This is a genomic window from Lysinibacillus sp. SGAir0095, assembly GCF_005491425.1.
Lineage (GTDB): Bacteria > Bacillota > Bacilli > Bacillales_A > Planococcaceae > Ureibacillus.
Window position 1 is genome coordinate 3,137,046 of sequence record NZ_CP028083.1, and the last position, 16,888, is coordinate 3,153,933.

The following is a 16,888-nucleotide window of genomic DNA, read 5'->3' on the forward strand; positions in this document are numbered from 1 at the left end:
ATATAAATATTCTATCAATTTATTTTCGAAGATATTTATTTCATTTTTACATCTCCTCTCATTTAAAATAATTTTCTATATAGCAAAAAGCACCTTCTCCAAGAGAAAGTGCCCTTTAAGTTACTTATTGATTGTAACCATCGTCTGGATTTAATGATGTACGGTGGTTTGTGTTTAAAGCCGTGATTGCGGCGACTTCATCGTTTTGTAGGCTGAAGTCAAAGATGTTGAGGTTATCGGCAATGCGTTCTGGTGTTGAAGATTTCGGAATGACGATGTTGCCGATTTCCAATTGCCAGCGTAATACAATTTGTGCTGGTGTTTTTTCATACTTCGCAGCTAATTGTTTCACCACTGGATGAGTAAATACGATGCCCGTTCCTAGTGGAGCCCAAGCCGTTATGACGATATTCTCTTTCGCACAGAACTCACGTAAAGCATCTTGCGATAAAGACGGGTGACATTCTACTTGGTTGACCATTGGTTTTACAGTACTCTCAGCAAATAATTGCTCGAAGTGATGCTCATGGAAATTCGAAACGCCAGGAACACGAATTAGTTTTTCTTCGTATAAACGTTCAATCGCTTTATACGTTTCCACTAATGTCGGCTTTGGCCAGTGAACCAGGTATAAATCCACATACTCCAAATCTAATTTTTTTAAAGAAGTTTCGAAGGCTTTTAATGTATTGTCATAGCCCTGATCTGAGTTCCAAACTTTTGTTGTGATAAATAAATCTTCACGCGCTAATCCTGAGTCCTTAATCGCTCTTCCTACTGCTTCTTCATTTTCATAAATCGCGGCTGTATCGATCGCACGGTAGCCTGCATTTAACGCATCTACAACGCCATGGTAAGCAAGCTCATGATCCTTCATACGGAATGTACCGTAACCAACTCGTGGCATTTCAACTCCATTGGCAAGAGTAATTGTCTTAGAGATTGTCATTCTACATTTCCCCTTTATTCTATTATTTCGAGTATAGAATTAATTACTCTTAAACTTTACCGAAAATGTAATAGAAATTCAAAGAATATTCACTATTTTTTAACGAGAAATTTTCGGATTTTAAAACGGTATACTAACGTTTATTACTCTACTGTAGGTTTGGAATAAAGATTGATTAAAAGATAGCCCTCAATCCTTATCTAATAATTATGTGATCGTTTCGGCTAGATTTTCACCTATGTTCCCCTAGTTGAGTATCTTATTGTTGAAACGCTAATCAAACGGGGGGAACAACTTGGGATACTATGTTACAGTGGAACCTGGTGTAAAAATATATGTAGAGGATGTAAACCCGGCGGGAAGTAAAAGTATTCTATTTATACACGGTTGGCCATTAAGCCATAAGCAGTTTGAATATCAGTTTAATTTTCTTCCAGCAATGGGCTATCGATGTATAGGAATTGACTGGAGGGGTTTCGGTAATTCGGATAAACCATTCAATGGCTACAACTTTGACAGAATGGCTGATGATATCCATGCAGTAGTAGAGGCGTTGCAGTTAACAGACTTTACACTCGCTGGACACTCCACAGGAGGCGCGCTCTCGATTCGATATATGGCACGATATAAAGGTTATGGCGTTTCAAAACTTGTCCTAATAGACGCTCAATCTCCGTCTAATTTACCAAAAGAAGTAGCCAATACCTTTATTACAGAAACACTTAATGATCGTCCTAATATGTTGCGGAAACTAACGGACACTTTCTTCTTCCAGTATATTACTGCACCATTATCTGACTGGTTCTTTCAGATAGGCTTACAAGCTGCGGGTTGGTCGACTGCTGCGGTCATGATGTCATTGAGAGATGAGAATGTGTACAATGATCTAGGCAAAATATCGGTTCCTACACTAATTATTCACGGCATACATGATAAAGTTGTTCCTTTTAAAAATGCACAAGAAACTAACAAATTAATAAGAAATTCACAGCTCGTCCCATTTCAATACAGCGGCCATGCTCCTTTCTATGAAGAACGTGACAAATTCAACCAGCTACTAATCAAATTTATTGGATAATCGTTCACTTTACCGCTCATATCATGTGCGGTCTTTTATTTGGTCAAAAGCAACAATAAATTAAAACAGAGCCTTCCCGATTCGTTCAAAAAGAAAGTGTAGCATAAGCAGTAAGATGTTCTTCATCTAAATCACTCGTTAGTTTGATAAGAAAAAAAAGTTACCTAAACAATCTATGTTGAATTTCTTTCAGATTTTTTTTCTCTTATAAAAAAATACACACTTCTAAAAAAGACAAAGTAGCTAAGCAATAACAATATCAGCATGCCATAGGCTTGTTTAGGGAAATTCTCAAATATAAAATCTTTTTGAGTAATGACAAAATAATTTATCATTACTAATAAAATTAAATAATAACCTAAATATATCAGGTTCTTTTTATTTTTTAATAAGAATGAAAATATTAATGTTAATACCGATACGAGAGTAAAAACCTGCATAAAATTGAGAACAAAATTTGTGAATTCCAATTAACTCCCCCTAATAGGATTTTCTTCATTCTTCGCCCTTGCTTTTAACTTATTCAATAGCATTTCAAAAAATCCTTTTTTCACATTTCACTTAAAATTTAATATAAATATCAAAAAATTTTCTTACTGAGTGTGTTCCATAAAAATGCTCAATTGCTGAAAAGGCACAGTTCTTCTTTGAACTGCACCCCATGTTAGACACGACGCTAACATTTGGGGGTCGAAACAATTCAAGGAAAACGTTCGATTGTTGAATAAGCTACCTGCTTATTTTGTATTAGTATTGTTAAGTAAAAATTTTTATAGAGATAATCAATTACAAAACAATTACCATAAGATTTAACAAAAAAGCATAATAAGTTCACCACATGGCAAACTAAAATCATGGAGGTGTATATAGTGAGTAACAGCCCGAAGAACAACTTAAGTGGTAACGTTAGTGATGAGCAAGCAGTAAGGAAGAATTCATCAAGAGATTTTGATCATGAACTTGCAAACGAACCCTTAACACCGGCAGAGAAACATAATAATAAGAAAACTAAGAAGCGGCAATGAGCTTAAATGATGTAAGCCAATAAAAAATAAGCGCCCACTTTTTTAAACGAATACACGGCTTACTTCTTTTATCAATGAAGAAATCCAAAACGTTACTTCTGTAAGTGTATCGTCTTTAAAAAGTCATCAAAATGATACAGCAAGCCCCCATCTATAGTAAACTGGGGGCTATTTCCTTATTCAAGGAAAGCGCCCGATTGTGGAATATAGCTATTAAAATAGATACTTGCTGGAATAGCTATTCAAAGACTTCATAATCTCCATTATCCTTTTTAGCTAAGACTATTTCAGTAATACCTACTGCTGAATAAATTTCGACTCCTTCTCCTAAATAATTTGAAGTGAGTTCAACAGTAGGTCGTGTTTCTATAGGGATTTTTTCTTTAATTGTCCCAATAAATTCTCCAACTACCAAATTTGATTCATCAGCTGTTACTCCAACAGATTGTAATTCCATACCATTAACAAATAGCAATGCCTTATATGATCCTTGTGAGCTGGTTTCTACTTTTATAGCATTATTACTACTATTAGATGATGTTGAACAACCAGTTATTAAAAATAAACCAAATAACACCACAGTAACTTTTAGTATTTTCATTACAATCCCCTTACCTTTCTGTCGGTTCTAATTCATAAAACTCTTGATAATTAGTCGATTAAAACATAAAAAAGTTACAATAAGATTTAAAGCAATCTGCTCCGTTAAATAAATGTAAGCCTCCACAATATGGCCTGATTGTTGAACAAAAAAATCCTGCATATCTACACAGGATTTTCGAACAAACTTTATTATAAACATTCATTCTTTTTTATAAAATTACATCTACCTATCCAGCTAATAGAATGGATCAGATTTAGTCTGGAATATAGGCTATAAATTCTAAAACTGAATCTGGTGAATCCCCATTGAATTGGAGACTATATAAACCCGTTACAGTCTTGACTTCTGCAGTATAGGAATAGCCACCTTCCATCATATTCTCCCATTCTTTAACTTCTAGCTTTTGATCGAATACACTGGTTGTTTCGTCCACAGTCACTTCATTTTTAGGCGTAACATAAAAGGCGTGCATTCCACCATTTTCTTTATGATAATCACAAATGAAGAATGTTTCATAAAAAGAGCACATGGCGCCCTCATAATACTCCTCTGATTTTAAAGATTCTTTAATTTTCCCTTGGGCTACAGAGTAAGAATCTGTCAAACTAATATAGTAGTCATTCATCGTTGTCCCTGTTAGTTTTGATAATTCTTCATCGATAATCATTCCTAATCGATTACCTTCGTTATCTACAAGTTCTCCATTTTTAAATATATAGTTTACTGCATAACCATCTTCTGCAAAAACAGTGATTTTGTTTTCTTCTAAACTTTCACTATATGTTTCCTTTGATTGCAATGGGATTGTCACTAATTCTTCAATCGTTTGGGTATCATCATTATAATCGAGTATGGAAATACTTCGACTCATAGATGTTGCTAGAGCTTCCATTTTGCTAAAAGCTAATGCCTCTTTTAAGGTTCCGTCTTCATATGTTAACTTTCCAATGGATCCTAAAGATATTTCCATATCCGACTCAAATTCAAAAGCAGTAACTTCAATCCATTTCTCATTTTCAAGTTTATAAATGGTTACCTTACTATGTGTTTGATTGACATTCGAACAATGGACCATTTCTGGTACTTCATCACCTTCAAAATCTACTGCTTCCAGAAAACCACCTTCAGTACCCTGAATACTTTCTTGATAATCGGTCGTATTCTCAAACTCTTCTATATACTGTTCCGCACTTTTCTTTTCAATAACTTTTTCTACTTTCTCTTTTTCATTACTTTCTTCTGAATTCCCATTCGTACTTTCATCATCAGTGCAACCTACTAATAGGAAACTTAAAGCAAATAACGCGAATATGATTTTAAGCATAACTCTTCCCTTTCCGGATCCCCCTTGACATAAGGTGTCTTATTTATTTATCCCCTCTATATTTTTACTATTATATCCAATTGAATTAAATTATGTAAGAAAAGTATGTACCTAAAATCAAAAAAGGGCTGCTCTATATATAAGCAACCCTCCCAACTAGATTATTTAGATTGTACTGTACTTGTACGGTTTAACGCATGCTTTACAGCATTGACATATTCTTGATTTGTGCGTTTACTGATTTCAGCCTCTGGATTGACAATTTCATAGGCATGGAAGCCACCAGGGTATAAATGGAACTCAACATCTACGCCAGCTTGCGCTAGTTTTGTTACATATGCTAGGGTTTCATCGCGGAATGGATCTAGCTGACCTACACATGTATACGTATAAGGCAAGTTCGCAAGCTCTTCAACTGTCGCTCTTGCTGGAGCTGCATAGATTGAGACATTCTCTTTGCCATTTTCACCATTGAGATAGAAAGACCAGCCTTTTTCATTCAAATCATGATTCCAAATATAATTGCCTGTGATCTCAAAGCTGGATGGCGTATTATTTCGGTCATCAATCATTGGGTATAATGGCATTTGGAAGCAAATTTCAGGTCCTTTTCTGTCTCTTGCAAGCAATGCTAAACCAGCTGTTAAGCCCCCTCCTGCACTTAATCCTGAAATCCCCACTCTTGCAGAATCGACACCTAACGAAGCTGCATTATCTACAAACCATTGAAGTGCAGTATAGCAATCTTCTAATGGAGCCGGGTATGGATGCTCCGGCACTAAGCGATAATCGACAGATACGACAACACATCCTGCTTCATTCACAAATTGCTGGCATAGCCCATCATTTTCTTCAGGGGAACCTAATACATAGCCGCCTCCATGAATCCATAACAGCCCGGCCAATTCTCCCGTTTTTGAAACAGGTTCATAGATTCGAATACGTAAATCATTGCCATCTGGACCTGCAATGATTTTGTCCGTGATTGTAATATTCGGATCTTGTGGAGCTAATGGTGCTTGTGCAGCGGCCGCCCTTGCCGCTTCATATTGATCTAAATCAAGTGGTGGAAAGACATCTAAAATATCGACAAGCTCAGGATTTACACGATTTTTCATAACAAATTCCCCCTTAGGATTTTCATAAATTCATCAAGCTTATTATTGAAAACGATTACAAAATACTATTGAAGCACTACATTCGCTTGCGTTTTTTCAAACGAGAAGCCTTCATAATCGTTGTCGGCAACCTGATCACAAATCACTTTGTAATTATTTAAACCACCGACATAAATAACAAACCCTCGCTGTGCGCCATCGATGTTAGCCCCTGTATACCAAGAATTTGTATGAGGGAATAAGGTCGTATTGGCTAGATCGTCACATTGTTTTCCCCATTTCACCTCAGACACTCTTTGCGCTTCAATTGTTTGCAGATCATTCGTTTCTAGATATTCGATACAATGGTCAATCCAGTCCACATGCTGCTCGATGGCAGCTGGCATATTCGTTAATACAGAAGGACTTTGTGGGCCAGTAATCATAAAGAAGTTCGGGAAGTTTTCCATCGTTAGACCAAGATATGTTTTCACATCTCGCCCTTCTGCCCATTTCTCTTGAATCGTTTTACCGTCTCTTCCTTGAATATCGATTTTCAACAATGAACCTGTCATTGCTTCATACCCTGTCGCAAAAATAATCACATCACACTCGATTGTTCCATTACTTAACTTCACACCATTTTCAACAATGCCCTCAATTGGATTGTCTTTTAACGACACTAAATTTACATGATCCTCATTAAAGATTTCATAGAAGTTCGTTCCGATAATTAACCGTTTCGTTGTAATGTAATAATCAGGATGTAATAATTGGGCTTTTTCCGGATCTTCTATAATTTCATCGATTTTATCGCGAACATATTGTGAAACGACGTAGTTTGTCTCTTTACTCGCACCTGTATCCGTATAGACAGAACCTAGTGCAAGTCCGCCGGTTTTCCAAACATAATCCAGGGTTTCCTTTTGCTGTTCTGCGCTAAATTCAGTAGCTGATTTTCCAGTTGTATACATGCTAATGCCACCAGGTGTGGTTGTAAAAGAATCACGAATTGCTTCATAGTTTTCAATCGCTTGATCTTGTTCTTCTTTAGTCAATTTCTTGTTTCTTGCTTCAGCCACATAGTGCGGCGTACGCATTAAAAGGGATAGTTCCTTCGCTTCTTTTGCAATTTCCGGCATAGCTTGAACACCACTTGAACCATTTCCAATGACTACTACCCTTTTGCCGGTAAAGTCTACTTTTTCATGTGGCCAACGCCCTGTATGATATTGCTCACCTTTGAATGTTTCAGTTCCCTCAAATGGCGGTAGATTGGTTGTGGATAAACAACCGACTCCACTAATGAAATATTTCGCAACGAAGGTCTCATTTGTATCTGTTGCAATCTCCCATTGCTTTTTATCATTATTAAAACTAGCTTTATTCACTCGCGTTTCAAATTGAATATCACGTCGTAAATCCAACTCGTCTGCAACAAAATTTAAGTACTCCAAAATTTCAGGCAGTGAGGCATAACGATCCTTCCAGCGCCATTTTTTATAGAGTTCCTCCGAGAATGTAAAATTGTAAAAAATGGAATCAGAGTCACATTTCGCCCCTGGATAACGACTCCAATACCATACTCTCCCCACACCATCAGCAGCCTCAATTACTTTAACCGATAGGCCACGCTCTCGTAACCTATGCAACATATATAGTCCTGCAAACCCAGCACCAATGACAACTGCATCAAATTTCTTTTCTCCCATAATATTCCCCCTTATATGTTAGAAAAATTTGTAGGTAACTTTTTTCGTAAACCGATACTGATCGCCTGCGGTAAAACGCTTACAATTTTTACACCCTTTCATCCTCAGAGATTACAGACTTTCGTATGCCACTTCATCTTACCAACTATTGCACATCCAGCACATTCCTACTTTTAGCTATTCTACCTACCATCAATTGGATAACTTTTTTAAGTAGATTACTACTATTTAATAGATTCAAATCATATAAAACATAAAGGGGTGATAGAATTGCAAATATCTAGTTTGGCTTTAGAAGAGAAACTAGCGAAGTGTGTTCATTTACAAACTCAAGAAGAAAAAATATGTCATATTCTCCTCGCATTAGATGAACTATCCTTTTGTGAAAAGATATCTTTTTTCCGTTATAGCCCTATTGGATATGTGGGGGAAGGCGTCGCAGCCATGCAAGATGGCCAGCTTCAATCCATCTCATATATAAGAGATGATCTCCGTTCATTACCGATTATCAAAAATGCCATTGAAAAGCGTAAAACGACTTTTAATGAAGGAAAGGAAATCATCACCCTCATCTCAAGTCGTTATCATCGCAGTGAGCCATTAAAAGCCTTACTGGTTATTCCAATCATTGTCAATAATATGACCATTGCTTATATATGTTGTGAATTTACAAAAAGCAGCGTTCGTTTTAACGAACAAGTGCTAGAACAATTTACCCTTTTTGGTAGACTTACAGGTGAACTTTTCATACAGCCACACTCAAGTGCTCACCCCAAACTAAGCCCTCGAGAAAACCAAGTTTTGAGAGCGCTTGCAAATGGGCTATCGACAAAGGAGCTCACAACCCTCCTCTCCTTAAGCGAGGCAACCATCAAACAATATATCAAATCCATTCTCATTAAACTTGGCGCAAAAAATCGAGCCCATGCTGTGTCGATCTATCTTGGGCAGATGATATGAATTGCCTCATTTTAACTTTCCGCCATCCAACAAAAAACAAATCCGCCAGTTAATGAGTCGATTAACTGACGGATTTTTATGGTTCATGGATGTTATAGCACTTTTTCTAGAAATTCTTTGGCACGTACTGATTTAGGTGAAGAGAAGAATACTTCTGGTGTAGCATCTTCTACTAGCTGACCACTCTCAAGGAAAAGTATGCGATCTGCTACTTCTTTTGCAAAGCCCATTTCGTGCGTCACAATTATCATGGTCATGCCGGATTCAGCAAGATTTTTCATAACAGCCAGAACCTCTTTTACCATTTCAGGGTCCAGTGCCGAAGTCGGTTCATCAAACAGCATAACACTAGGATTCATTGCCAACGCACGTGCAATTGCTACTCGTTGTTTTTGTCCACCAGATAAGCGATTTGGATATTCGTTGCGCTTTTCAAATAGACCCACTTTCTTTAGCAGTTCATCTGCAGTTTTAATGGCTTCTTCTTTCGAAATGCCTTTGACTTTCATCGGTGCATAGATTAAATTTTCCAGTACGGTTTTATGAGGGAATAAGTAAAAATGCTGAAATACCATTCCTAGATTTTCGCGCACTTTCATTACATTTTTCTCAGTAATGATGGTACCGCCCACCGAAATCTGTCCACTCGTTGGCTCTTCTAATCGATTAATGCAACGCAGGAAAGTCGATTTGCCCGATCCTGAAGGTCCAATTACCGCAATCACTTCTTTTTCTTTAATTTCGGTAGAGATGCCTTTAAGCACTTCATTCTTACCATAGGTTTTGTGTAAATTCTCAACTTTAATCACTGCGTCTCATCCTCTTTTCTATCAGTTTTCCAAGGAAGGTTAATACGAGTGTCATTACGTAATAAATTACACCTGCAATCAATAACGGTTCAAGGTAACGGAATGTATCGCCGCCTACTACATAGGCTCGACGCATAATATCTAATGCCCCAATTACCGTAACAATGGCTGATTCCTTATTTAAGGTAATAAATTCATTCATTAGAGAAGGCAATATGTTTTTCATCGCCTGTGGCAGAATAATATCCTTCATCATCTTGCTGTAAGGAATCCCAAGTGCTTTCGCCGCCTCTTGTTGCCCCTTATCGACCGCATTGATGCCGGCACGAATAATTTCAGAAATATAGGCAGCCGAGTTTAGACCAAATGCAATGATCGCAGCCGGCATGGCTTCAATATTAAAGCCTATAATTTGTGGCATCGCATAGTAAATAATCATTAATTGTAGTACGAGCGGTGTTCCACGGAAAATCGATGTATAAAACTCCGCGAACCATCTTAATGGCTTGATCGTGCCGATTTTGCAAAGCGCTAATAGGATACCCAGCACAAGCCCAATTATGGTAGCAAAAATAACAATTTGTAGAGTAACGCCTATCCCTTGTAAGATATAAGGAATAGAGGGAATGACACTACTAAAATCAAACATTGGAAGCCCCCCTTTCTAAATAGTGGAAATAATAGGTTAGAAACCAAACACGTCATTCAGTTAAACTGAATGACGCCTAGTGAATTATTCAACAACGAACCATTTCTTTTTAAGTTCTTCTACTTTTCCTTCATCAATTAGCTCTTGAATGACTTTGTCGAATTCAGCTTTTAATGTACTGCCTTCTTGGAATACAGCTGCTTTGAAATCTGGTTCTTCCACCTCGATCGGGAATGCAGCTAAATCATCATTTTGACTTAAGTAATTTTCTGAAACGATGTTTTCAATAACTGCGCCATCAAGACGTCCATTTTTCATTTCTTGGATAAGCTGAGGAATTAGGTCACGGCTTTCAACTGTGAAGCCATGTTCTGCGCCAAATTCTTCTGCTAAGTCTAGTTGAATAGATGATACTTGCGCACCAACCACTTTACCTTTTAAATCGTCCATAGTAGCAATATTACTTTCTTTCAGTGATACCATATATTGCTCTGTTTCATAGTAAGGAATTGAAAAATCTACTACTTTATCACGCTCTTCAGTTGGAGTCATACCAGAGATAACAAAATCATATTTATCAGCTTGTAGACCAGGAATTAGACTGTTGAAATCACTGTTTGTAAATTCCAATTCATAGCCTAAACGTTCAGCAATTAAGTTTGCTAAATCAATATCAAATCCAATAATATCTTCGCTTACTTTCGTATCTACATACTCAAATGGTGCATAATCCGCAGATGTTCCTACACGTAATACTTTTGCTTCTTCAGTTGTTGTATCAGAAGTTGAATCCGTCTCTGATCCTGCTGAACCTGTTGATGTTTCCTTTTCAGCTGTACCGCAAGCTGCTAAAATACCAAGCACTAAAACTAGCATAAATAGAAATACTTTATTCTTCATTGTGATTACTCTCCTTTTTCCATCTTTTTATAGTTCTTCTATATATCTATGAATCGCTTTTTCAAGCATTCCCAAGCCATCATCGATTTGTTCTTTTGTAATTGTTAGCGGAGGAATCATTCGAATGACTTCTCCTAAATTCCCGCATAGATAGAACAAAACGCCTTCTTCTAACGCATAATCGAGAATTTTCATCACAGCTTGTCCATCAAGTTCACCCGTTTTTGGATTCGAGATTTCGATTCCAATCATTAAACCTGCTGAACGAACATCGCTGATTACCGGATATTTCTCTTTTAACTTAAGCAGCTGTTCCCTTGCATAGGCACCTACCACTTTTGAATTTTCCACAAGATTTTCTTCATGGAAAATTTCTAGAGTCGTAAGCGCAACAGAACAAGCAATTGGATTCCCGCCAAAAGTGGTACCATGCGTTCCTAACGGCCATTTTTTCATTAATTCCTTTGAAGCAACCGTTGCACTTAAAGGCAACCCGGATGCAATTCCTTTCGCAATGGCCATAATATCAGGAGTTACCCCAAAATATTGTGCAGCAAACCATTCCCCAGTTCGTCCAAATCCTGTTTGCACTTCGTCGAAAATTAATAAAATGCCATGCTCATCACAAATCTCACGGACCTTCTTCACCCAGGCTTTAGGCGGTATAATGTAACCACCTTCGCCAAGAACTGGCTCCATAATGACACAAGCTACTTCTTCAGGTGTCACTTGATGCTGGAACAAACGTTTAAAGTCCTTTTCCAGTTGTTCTACGCAGAAAACTTCTGGGTCCACACCTGTTGGGCATCCTTTAACATCTGCGTATGGGATTTGATAGGATAAATGCGATGGCTGCAAGAATTTACGATACTTACTTTTTGAAGTCGTAACCCCTAGAGAGCCCATTGAACGTCCGTGGAAACATCCTGTGAATGACACCAAATAGGGACGTTTTGTTACAAACTTCGCAAGTTTCAATGCACCTTCGATTGCCTCTGTTCCACTATTGGCAAAGAAGAAGCAATCTAAATCTCCTGGTAGTACTTTACCCAATTCTTCAGATAATCTTAAGATGGATTCATACATAATTACGCCAGAAGGACCATGAACAAGCTGATCTGCAGCATCTTTAATACTTTGAACAATTTTTGGATGGCGATGCCCAGTGTTGGTTACTGCAATGCCGGATGTGAAATCTAAATACTGTTTTCCATCAGCGCCATAGTAATAGCAGCCTTCTTCTTTCACAACTGGAATATTCGGATGATCCTTTGCCATGCTTGGCGCCAGATAATTTCCCATCTCATCGTATAAATCAAGCCAGTTACTCAAGTTCTGTTCTCCCTCTTTCTAAGTTGTGTTATTTTCAAAATATTATTATATTTATATATCTATATATTTCAAAAGTTTTAACATTTATATATATTACTACCTATTGTATAATTATGCAATGATAATTTTAGGAGAAAATGCTTCATTCAGGTAAATTACGTCTCACTTTTATAACATTAGGCGCTTAGCTGTTATATGCGTTGTTGAAATCTATTGATTATGCCTCATAAATGGCTACTAATATTGTATGCGGAAATAATTACTATTCGTAATTTCTATCAACTTCTTCTATCGAAAGTTAAAAAGCCCGCTATACGAAACAGTAGCGAGCTTGATACTTGTAAGATATGAAGTTATTTCTTATCTTTGTCTTATTCTTTTTAAATCGATTGCAGGCTTTTATTCCATGCAATTGCTTCGTTTGTAATGGCTTCCCAATTTTCTGATTGAAGCCATTCTTTTTTGACTAGGTCACTGCCTGCTCCAACAATTTGAGCGCCGGCGTCTAAATACGATTTGGCTGTATCTATGTTGATGCCACCCGTCGTCATAATTTGTATATGAGATAAGGGCCCTTTCACATCCTTGATAAACTTTGTTCCTAAAGAAGAAGCTGGGAAAAGCTTGATGATTTCGGCTCCTGCACTAAAGGCAGTTTGCATTTCAGTCGGTGTAAATACGCCTGGGATGACGGGAATATTCTTCTCGATACACATTCTTACCACATCCAAATTTAATGAAGGCGATACAATAAATTCTGCACCTGCATCCATCGCCTTTTCACAATCTTCTATTGTTAAAACTGTTCCTGCACCGACTAATAGTTCGCCAGCATTTTGCCTTTTTGCTTCTTGAATCAATTCAGCGGCATTTTCGGAATCCATGGTAATTTCGACCGCTTTGATTCCCCCGACCTTTAACGCTTTCACAAGTTCCTGACAAAGCGTGTAAGGTACTTTTCTTAGAACTGGTATTAACTGAATATCTTGTAATTTACTATACATCGCTTCCATCTTCCTAACGTTCGATATTTTCGCGTGCACCTAAAAACACTTCAACATCCTCCAAATAGGGCAACCCTTCGTTATCGCCCTCTACTTGTACAACCATGGCTCCTGTTGCATTGGCTAATCGAATCGATTCTTCAATCGGTAAATTTTGAATGACACCATATAGAAATGCTGCATCAAATCCATCCCCGGCACCAACTGTATCGACAACTTTTTTCACCGTAAATCCAGGTATCTCTACAAATTCACTATTTTCTAAATAGGATGCACCTGACTCACCATCTTTTACGACAACATGCTTTAAATCGTATTTTTCGAGCGCCTGGATCATTTCTTCCTCATTCGCCGTTCCAAATAAGATTTCTAACTCTTCACGACCCGTTAATAAGTAGTCGACATAGGGTAAATAGGTCAGCAGCGTTTCACGCGCCTGCTCTTTCGACCATAGTTTCAGCCTGATATTCGGATCTAAAGATACTTCTACCCCATGCTGTTTGGCAATTTTTACTGCCTCTAGTATGACTTCACGATTTTGCTCCAGGATTGCAGGGAATACGCCTGTAACGTGCAAGATTTTCGCATTTTTAATGTACTCAATCGGTAACTCAGCTACCTTTAAGGTTTCCGTTGGGGACTTATGACGATAGTAAAATGTTTTACTATCCCCAGAAGAGTGAACCTCTTTGAAATTTAAGGATGTCGGATAGTCTTCTATCAGCTTGACTTCCGAAACATCAATCCCTTCCCCACGAACCGTATTCAGGATATGACGTCCAAACTCATCCTTACCAAGTCGACTAATCCAGCCTGCTTTTAATCCTAAACGTGCACAGCCTATGATTACATTCAATTCCGCTCCGCCAATTTTTCTTTTAAATCCATCCACGTAGCGCAATGGACCTTTAACTGAAGGATCAAATGTAATCATGCCGTCTCCAATTGTAATAATATCCATATCATTAACCCTCACTCAACTCGTTTTATCGGCCCATCCAGCCTCCATCTACAACTAGCACATGACCTGACACATAATCAGATGCACGAGAAGCCAAAAATACAGCTGTTCCCGCTAAATCATCTGCTTGCCCCCAACGTGCTGCGGGAATACGTTCTAATATTGACTTGTTTCGTTCTTCATCATTACGAAGTGCCTCCGTATTATTCGTAGAAATATAACCTGGCGCAATCGCATTGACTTGCACTCCACGGGATGCCCATTCGTTAGCCAACGCTTTTGTCAATCCAGCAACCGCATGTTTGCTTGCTGTATAGCTCGGTACATTAATGCCGCCTTGGAACGATAATAAGGAAGCAATATTAATGATTTTCCCAGCTCCATTTTCGATCATTTGTTGACCAATTGTTTGACAAAGCATAAAGACCGAATTGATATTAACATCCAATACGCGATTCCATTCTTGTACGTTATGGGCTGCTGCCGGTTCACGATAGATAACGCCTGCATTATTTACTAAAATATCAATCTTATATTTTTCTAAGATTGGCGAAAGTTTCTTTCCTAAATTATCCACATCGCTAAGATCAATCAGAAACGTTTCATAAGTCCCTTTTAACTGGGTAATCTTCTCCTGCGTTTCTTGCATGTTATCTTGGTGACCCACTAAAATAACGTGGGCTCCTGCAGCTGCAAGACCTACTGATATTGCCTGCCCGATTCCCGTACGTGCACCTGTCACAAGTGCCGTTTTTCCTTTTAGTGAAAAATAGTCCAGCTCAAAACTCATATTTTTTCTCTCCTTTTTTCCTAATAGAGACTCTAATGTACCGGAGCCCAATAAAACGCCGAATATAATTAAAACAAGTCCAATCCAGTGAGCATAGGTGATGGATTCTTGTAACAGTAAGGCAGATCCAATCACCGCAAACAAAGTATTAAAGTTGATAAAAATGGCTGATTTTGCCGCCCCTACCTTTGGAATGGTATTGTTGTACAGCATATGACCCAGTGCTGTCCCTAAAATTGCCGAAGCGAATAGAACCATCCAAAAGTTCAAATTATTAAGAGGAATACTAGCAAAACCAACTGGCTCTACTATGAAACTTACAAGGCCCAAGATCACTGAGCCCACTAAAAACATATAGGCCGTCAGTAAACGGGGATCAATTGTTTTAGCCACTTTGGAGATGATCAAAAAACTAAATGCTTGGGACAAGATGGAGACGAAAACGAATACATCCCCTGTTGTGAATACAGATAGCTCATTATCATTAAATAAAATGGCGACACTTATACCTGAAAGACCCAATACAAAACCAATCCACTGAATAGCGGTAGGTAGATTCTTTAAGAGCAGCATTCCCAGAACGGCTGTCATAATTGGTCCAGCGCCAATAATCAAACCTGCATTGGCACTTGAAGTTAAACTCACACCGAGCGACATGAAGGCATGGTGGATGACCACATTCAATAACGACCCCATTATGACGTAGAACCATTCTTTTTTCTTCAATGCTCTTGTAATTCCAAGGATAGTTAAAATAATAAAAACTGTTATTGAAGCGATAAAAATTCGAATCGATGTCATCGCAATGGGAGAAGATTCGGTTGTTAAGTATTTAATAGCAGGTACGTTAAACCCCCAAACTAACATGATGAACATCAATAAGATATACGATTTCATATGAGGCATTTAAAGTACACTTCCCTTACTAAATGTTACCTTCCTAACCAACCACCATCGATTGCAATCGTAAAACCATGTACATAATCCGAAGCACTTGATGCTAAAAAGATGACAGCACCCTGCATATCTTGCCCTGTTCCCCAACGTCCAGCAGGAATACGTTCCAGGATTTGACGACTTCTTGTTTCGTCATTGATCAGTGCTTCATTCATATCCGTCGCCATATAGCCAGGTGCTACACAATTTACATTGACACCTTTACCTGCCCACTCATTTGCCAACGATTTCGTGAATTGCATCACTGCCCCTTTACTTGCAGCATAGGCTGGAACAGTAAGCCCGCCTTGAAACGAAAGCAAGGAAGCTACATTCACAATTTTCCCATACCCGCGTTCCAACATTGGCTTTCCAAAAATCTGACACAGGCTAAATACGGCGTTGGCATTTACATTCATCACATACTGCCAATCCTCTTGTGGAAATTCGACTGCTGGATGTCGTTTCTGTACACCCGCGTTATTTACTAAAATATCTATTTTTCCTAGCTTTTCTTCTATTATATAGAGAAGCTCTTTGTGCAATGGAATATTGCCAATATCAAAAGCAATCGATACCGCTTTAACTCCAAATTTCTCTAACTCATTGACAACTTCTGGGCTTTCCACTCTTGAAATAATCGCTACATTCGCTCCAGCTTGGGCTAAACCAAGAGCGATTTCTTTTCCTAATCCTCTGCTTCCACCCGTAACGACTGCATTTTTTCCAGTTAAATCAAATAATTGGTTCATGGATTT

The 16,888-nt window shown here is 38.1% G+C and carries 16 protein-coding genes and 1 pseudogene; 3 read left to right on the forward strand and 14 right to left on the reverse strand.

Annotated elements, in window-relative coordinates:
- Nucleotides 1-124: 124 nt before the first annotated feature.
- On the reverse strand, nucleotides 125-949 hold the full coding sequence (locus C1N55_RS15625; protein WP_137729669.1) for an aldo/keto reductase: 825 nt from the start codon (nucleotides 947-949) through the stop codon (nucleotides 125-127).
- Nucleotides 950-1,244: 295 nt separating this feature from the next.
- On the opposite strand from C1N55_RS15625, the gene C1N55_RS15630 reads away from it, so the two are divergent.
- Nucleotides 1,245-2,027: an alpha/beta fold hydrolase gene (locus C1N55_RS15630; protein ID WP_137729670.1), complete on the forward strand. Its 783-nt coding sequence runs from the start codon at nucleotides 1,245-1,247 to the stop codon at nucleotides 2,025-2,027.
- 869 nt (nucleotides 2,028-2,896) lie between these two features.
- Complete coding sequence (gene sspO / locus C1N55_RS15635; RefSeq protein ID WP_240758315.1) at nucleotides 2,897-3,052, forward strand: small acid-soluble spore protein SspO; 156 nt, start codon at nucleotides 2,897-2,899, stop codon at nucleotides 3,050-3,052.
- 238 nt (nucleotides 3,053-3,290) lie between these two features.
- On the opposite strand, the gene C1N55_RS15640 is transcribed toward sspO, so the two are convergent.
- From C1N55_RS15640 to C1N55_RS15655, 4 genes are all read right to left on the reverse strand, one after another.
- Nucleotides 3,291-3,653: a hypothetical protein gene (locus tag C1N55_RS15640; RefSeq protein WP_137727317.1), complete on the reverse strand. Its 363-nt coding sequence runs from the start codon at nucleotides 3,651-3,653 to the stop codon at nucleotides 3,291-3,293.
- A 256-nt stretch (nucleotides 3,654-3,909) separates the two neighbouring features.
- Nucleotides 3,910-4,980, reverse strand: coding sequence for a hypothetical protein (locus C1N55_RS15645; protein ID WP_137729672.1), 1,071 nt, complete (start codon nucleotides 4,978-4,980; stop codon nucleotides 3,910-3,912).
- Between the two features lie 161 nt (nucleotides 4,981-5,141).
- Nucleotides 5,142-6,098 (reverse strand): alpha/beta hydrolase, encoded by a 957-nt coding sequence (locus C1N55_RS15650; protein WP_137729673.1) that lies wholly within the window; start codon nucleotides 6,096-6,098, stop codon nucleotides 5,142-5,144.
- A 65-nt stretch (nucleotides 6,099-6,163) separates the two neighbouring features.
- Nucleotides 6,164-7,789 (reverse strand): flavin-containing monooxygenase, encoded by a 1,626-nt coding sequence (locus C1N55_RS15655; protein ID WP_137729674.1) that lies wholly within the window; start codon nucleotides 7,787-7,789, stop codon nucleotides 6,164-6,166.
- A 270-nt stretch (nucleotides 7,790-8,059) separates the two neighbouring features.
- On the opposite strand from C1N55_RS15655, the gene C1N55_RS15660 reads away from it, so the two are divergent.
- A complete protein-coding gene (locus C1N55_RS15660; RefSeq protein ID WP_137729675.1) occupies nucleotides 8,060-8,749 on the forward strand; it encodes a response regulator transcription factor in 690 nt (229 codons plus the stop codon).
- 92 nt (nucleotides 8,750-8,841) lie between these two features.
- On the opposite strand, the gene C1N55_RS15665 is transcribed toward C1N55_RS15660, so the two are convergent.
- The 9 genes and pseudogenes from C1N55_RS15665 to C1N55_RS15700 form a co-directional block, all read right to left on the reverse strand.
- Nucleotides 8,842-9,558, reverse strand: a complete 717-nt coding sequence (locus C1N55_RS15665; RefSeq protein WP_137729676.1) for an amino acid ABC transporter ATP-binding protein — start codon at nucleotides 9,556-9,558, stop codon at nucleotides 8,842-8,844.
- The gene (locus C1N55_RS15670; RefSeq protein WP_137729677.1) at nucleotides 9,551-10,207 is read right to left on the reverse strand and encodes an amino acid ABC transporter permease; all 657 of its coding nucleotides are present in this window, start codon (nucleotides 10,205-10,207) and stop codon (nucleotides 9,551-9,553) included. The genes C1N55_RS15665 and C1N55_RS15670 overlap by 8 nt, the downstream gene beginning before the upstream one ends.
- An 84-nt stretch (nucleotides 10,208-10,291) precedes the next feature.
- A complete protein-coding gene (locus C1N55_RS15675) occupies nucleotides 10,292-11,107 on the reverse strand; it encodes a transporter substrate-binding domain-containing protein (protein WP_137729678.1) in 816 nt (271 codons plus the stop codon).
- A gap of 27 nt (nucleotides 11,108-11,134) precedes the next feature.
- Nucleotides 11,135-12,439, reverse strand: coding sequence for an aspartate aminotransferase family protein (locus C1N55_RS15680; RefSeq protein WP_137729679.1), 1,305 nt, complete (start codon nucleotides 12,437-12,439; stop codon nucleotides 11,135-11,137).
- A gap of 380 nt (nucleotides 12,440-12,819) precedes the next feature.
- On the reverse strand, nucleotides 12,820-13,443 hold the full coding sequence (locus C1N55_RS15685) for a bifunctional 4-hydroxy-2-oxoglutarate aldolase/2-dehydro-3-deoxy-phosphogluconate aldolase (protein ID WP_168193878.1): 624 nt from the start codon (nucleotides 13,441-13,443) through the stop codon (nucleotides 12,820-12,822).
- Nucleotides 13,444-13,456: 13 nt separating this feature from the next.
- A complete protein-coding gene (locus tag C1N55_RS15690) occupies nucleotides 13,457-14,404 on the reverse strand; it encodes a sugar kinase (protein WP_137729681.1) in 948 nt (315 codons plus the stop codon).
- A 25-nt stretch (nucleotides 14,405-14,429) separates the two neighbouring features.
- Nucleotides 14,430-15,194 (reverse strand): 2-dehydro-3-deoxy-D-gluconate 5-dehydrogenase KduD, encoded by a 765-nt coding sequence (gene kduD, locus C1N55_RS20680; protein ID WP_205758551.1) that lies wholly within the window; start codon nucleotides 15,192-15,194, stop codon nucleotides 14,430-14,432.
- A gap of 60 nt (nucleotides 15,195-15,254) precedes the next feature.
- Nucleotides 15,255-16,100, reverse strand: a pseudogene (locus C1N55_RS20685) (DMT family transporter); the annotation flags it as partial.
- Between the two features lie 26 nt (nucleotides 16,101-16,126).
- Nucleotides 16,127-16,882, reverse strand: a complete 756-nt coding sequence (locus C1N55_RS15700) for an SDR family NAD(P)-dependent oxidoreductase (protein ID WP_137729683.1) — start codon at nucleotides 16,880-16,882, stop codon at nucleotides 16,127-16,129.
- Nucleotides 16,883-16,888: the final 6 nt, after the last annotated feature.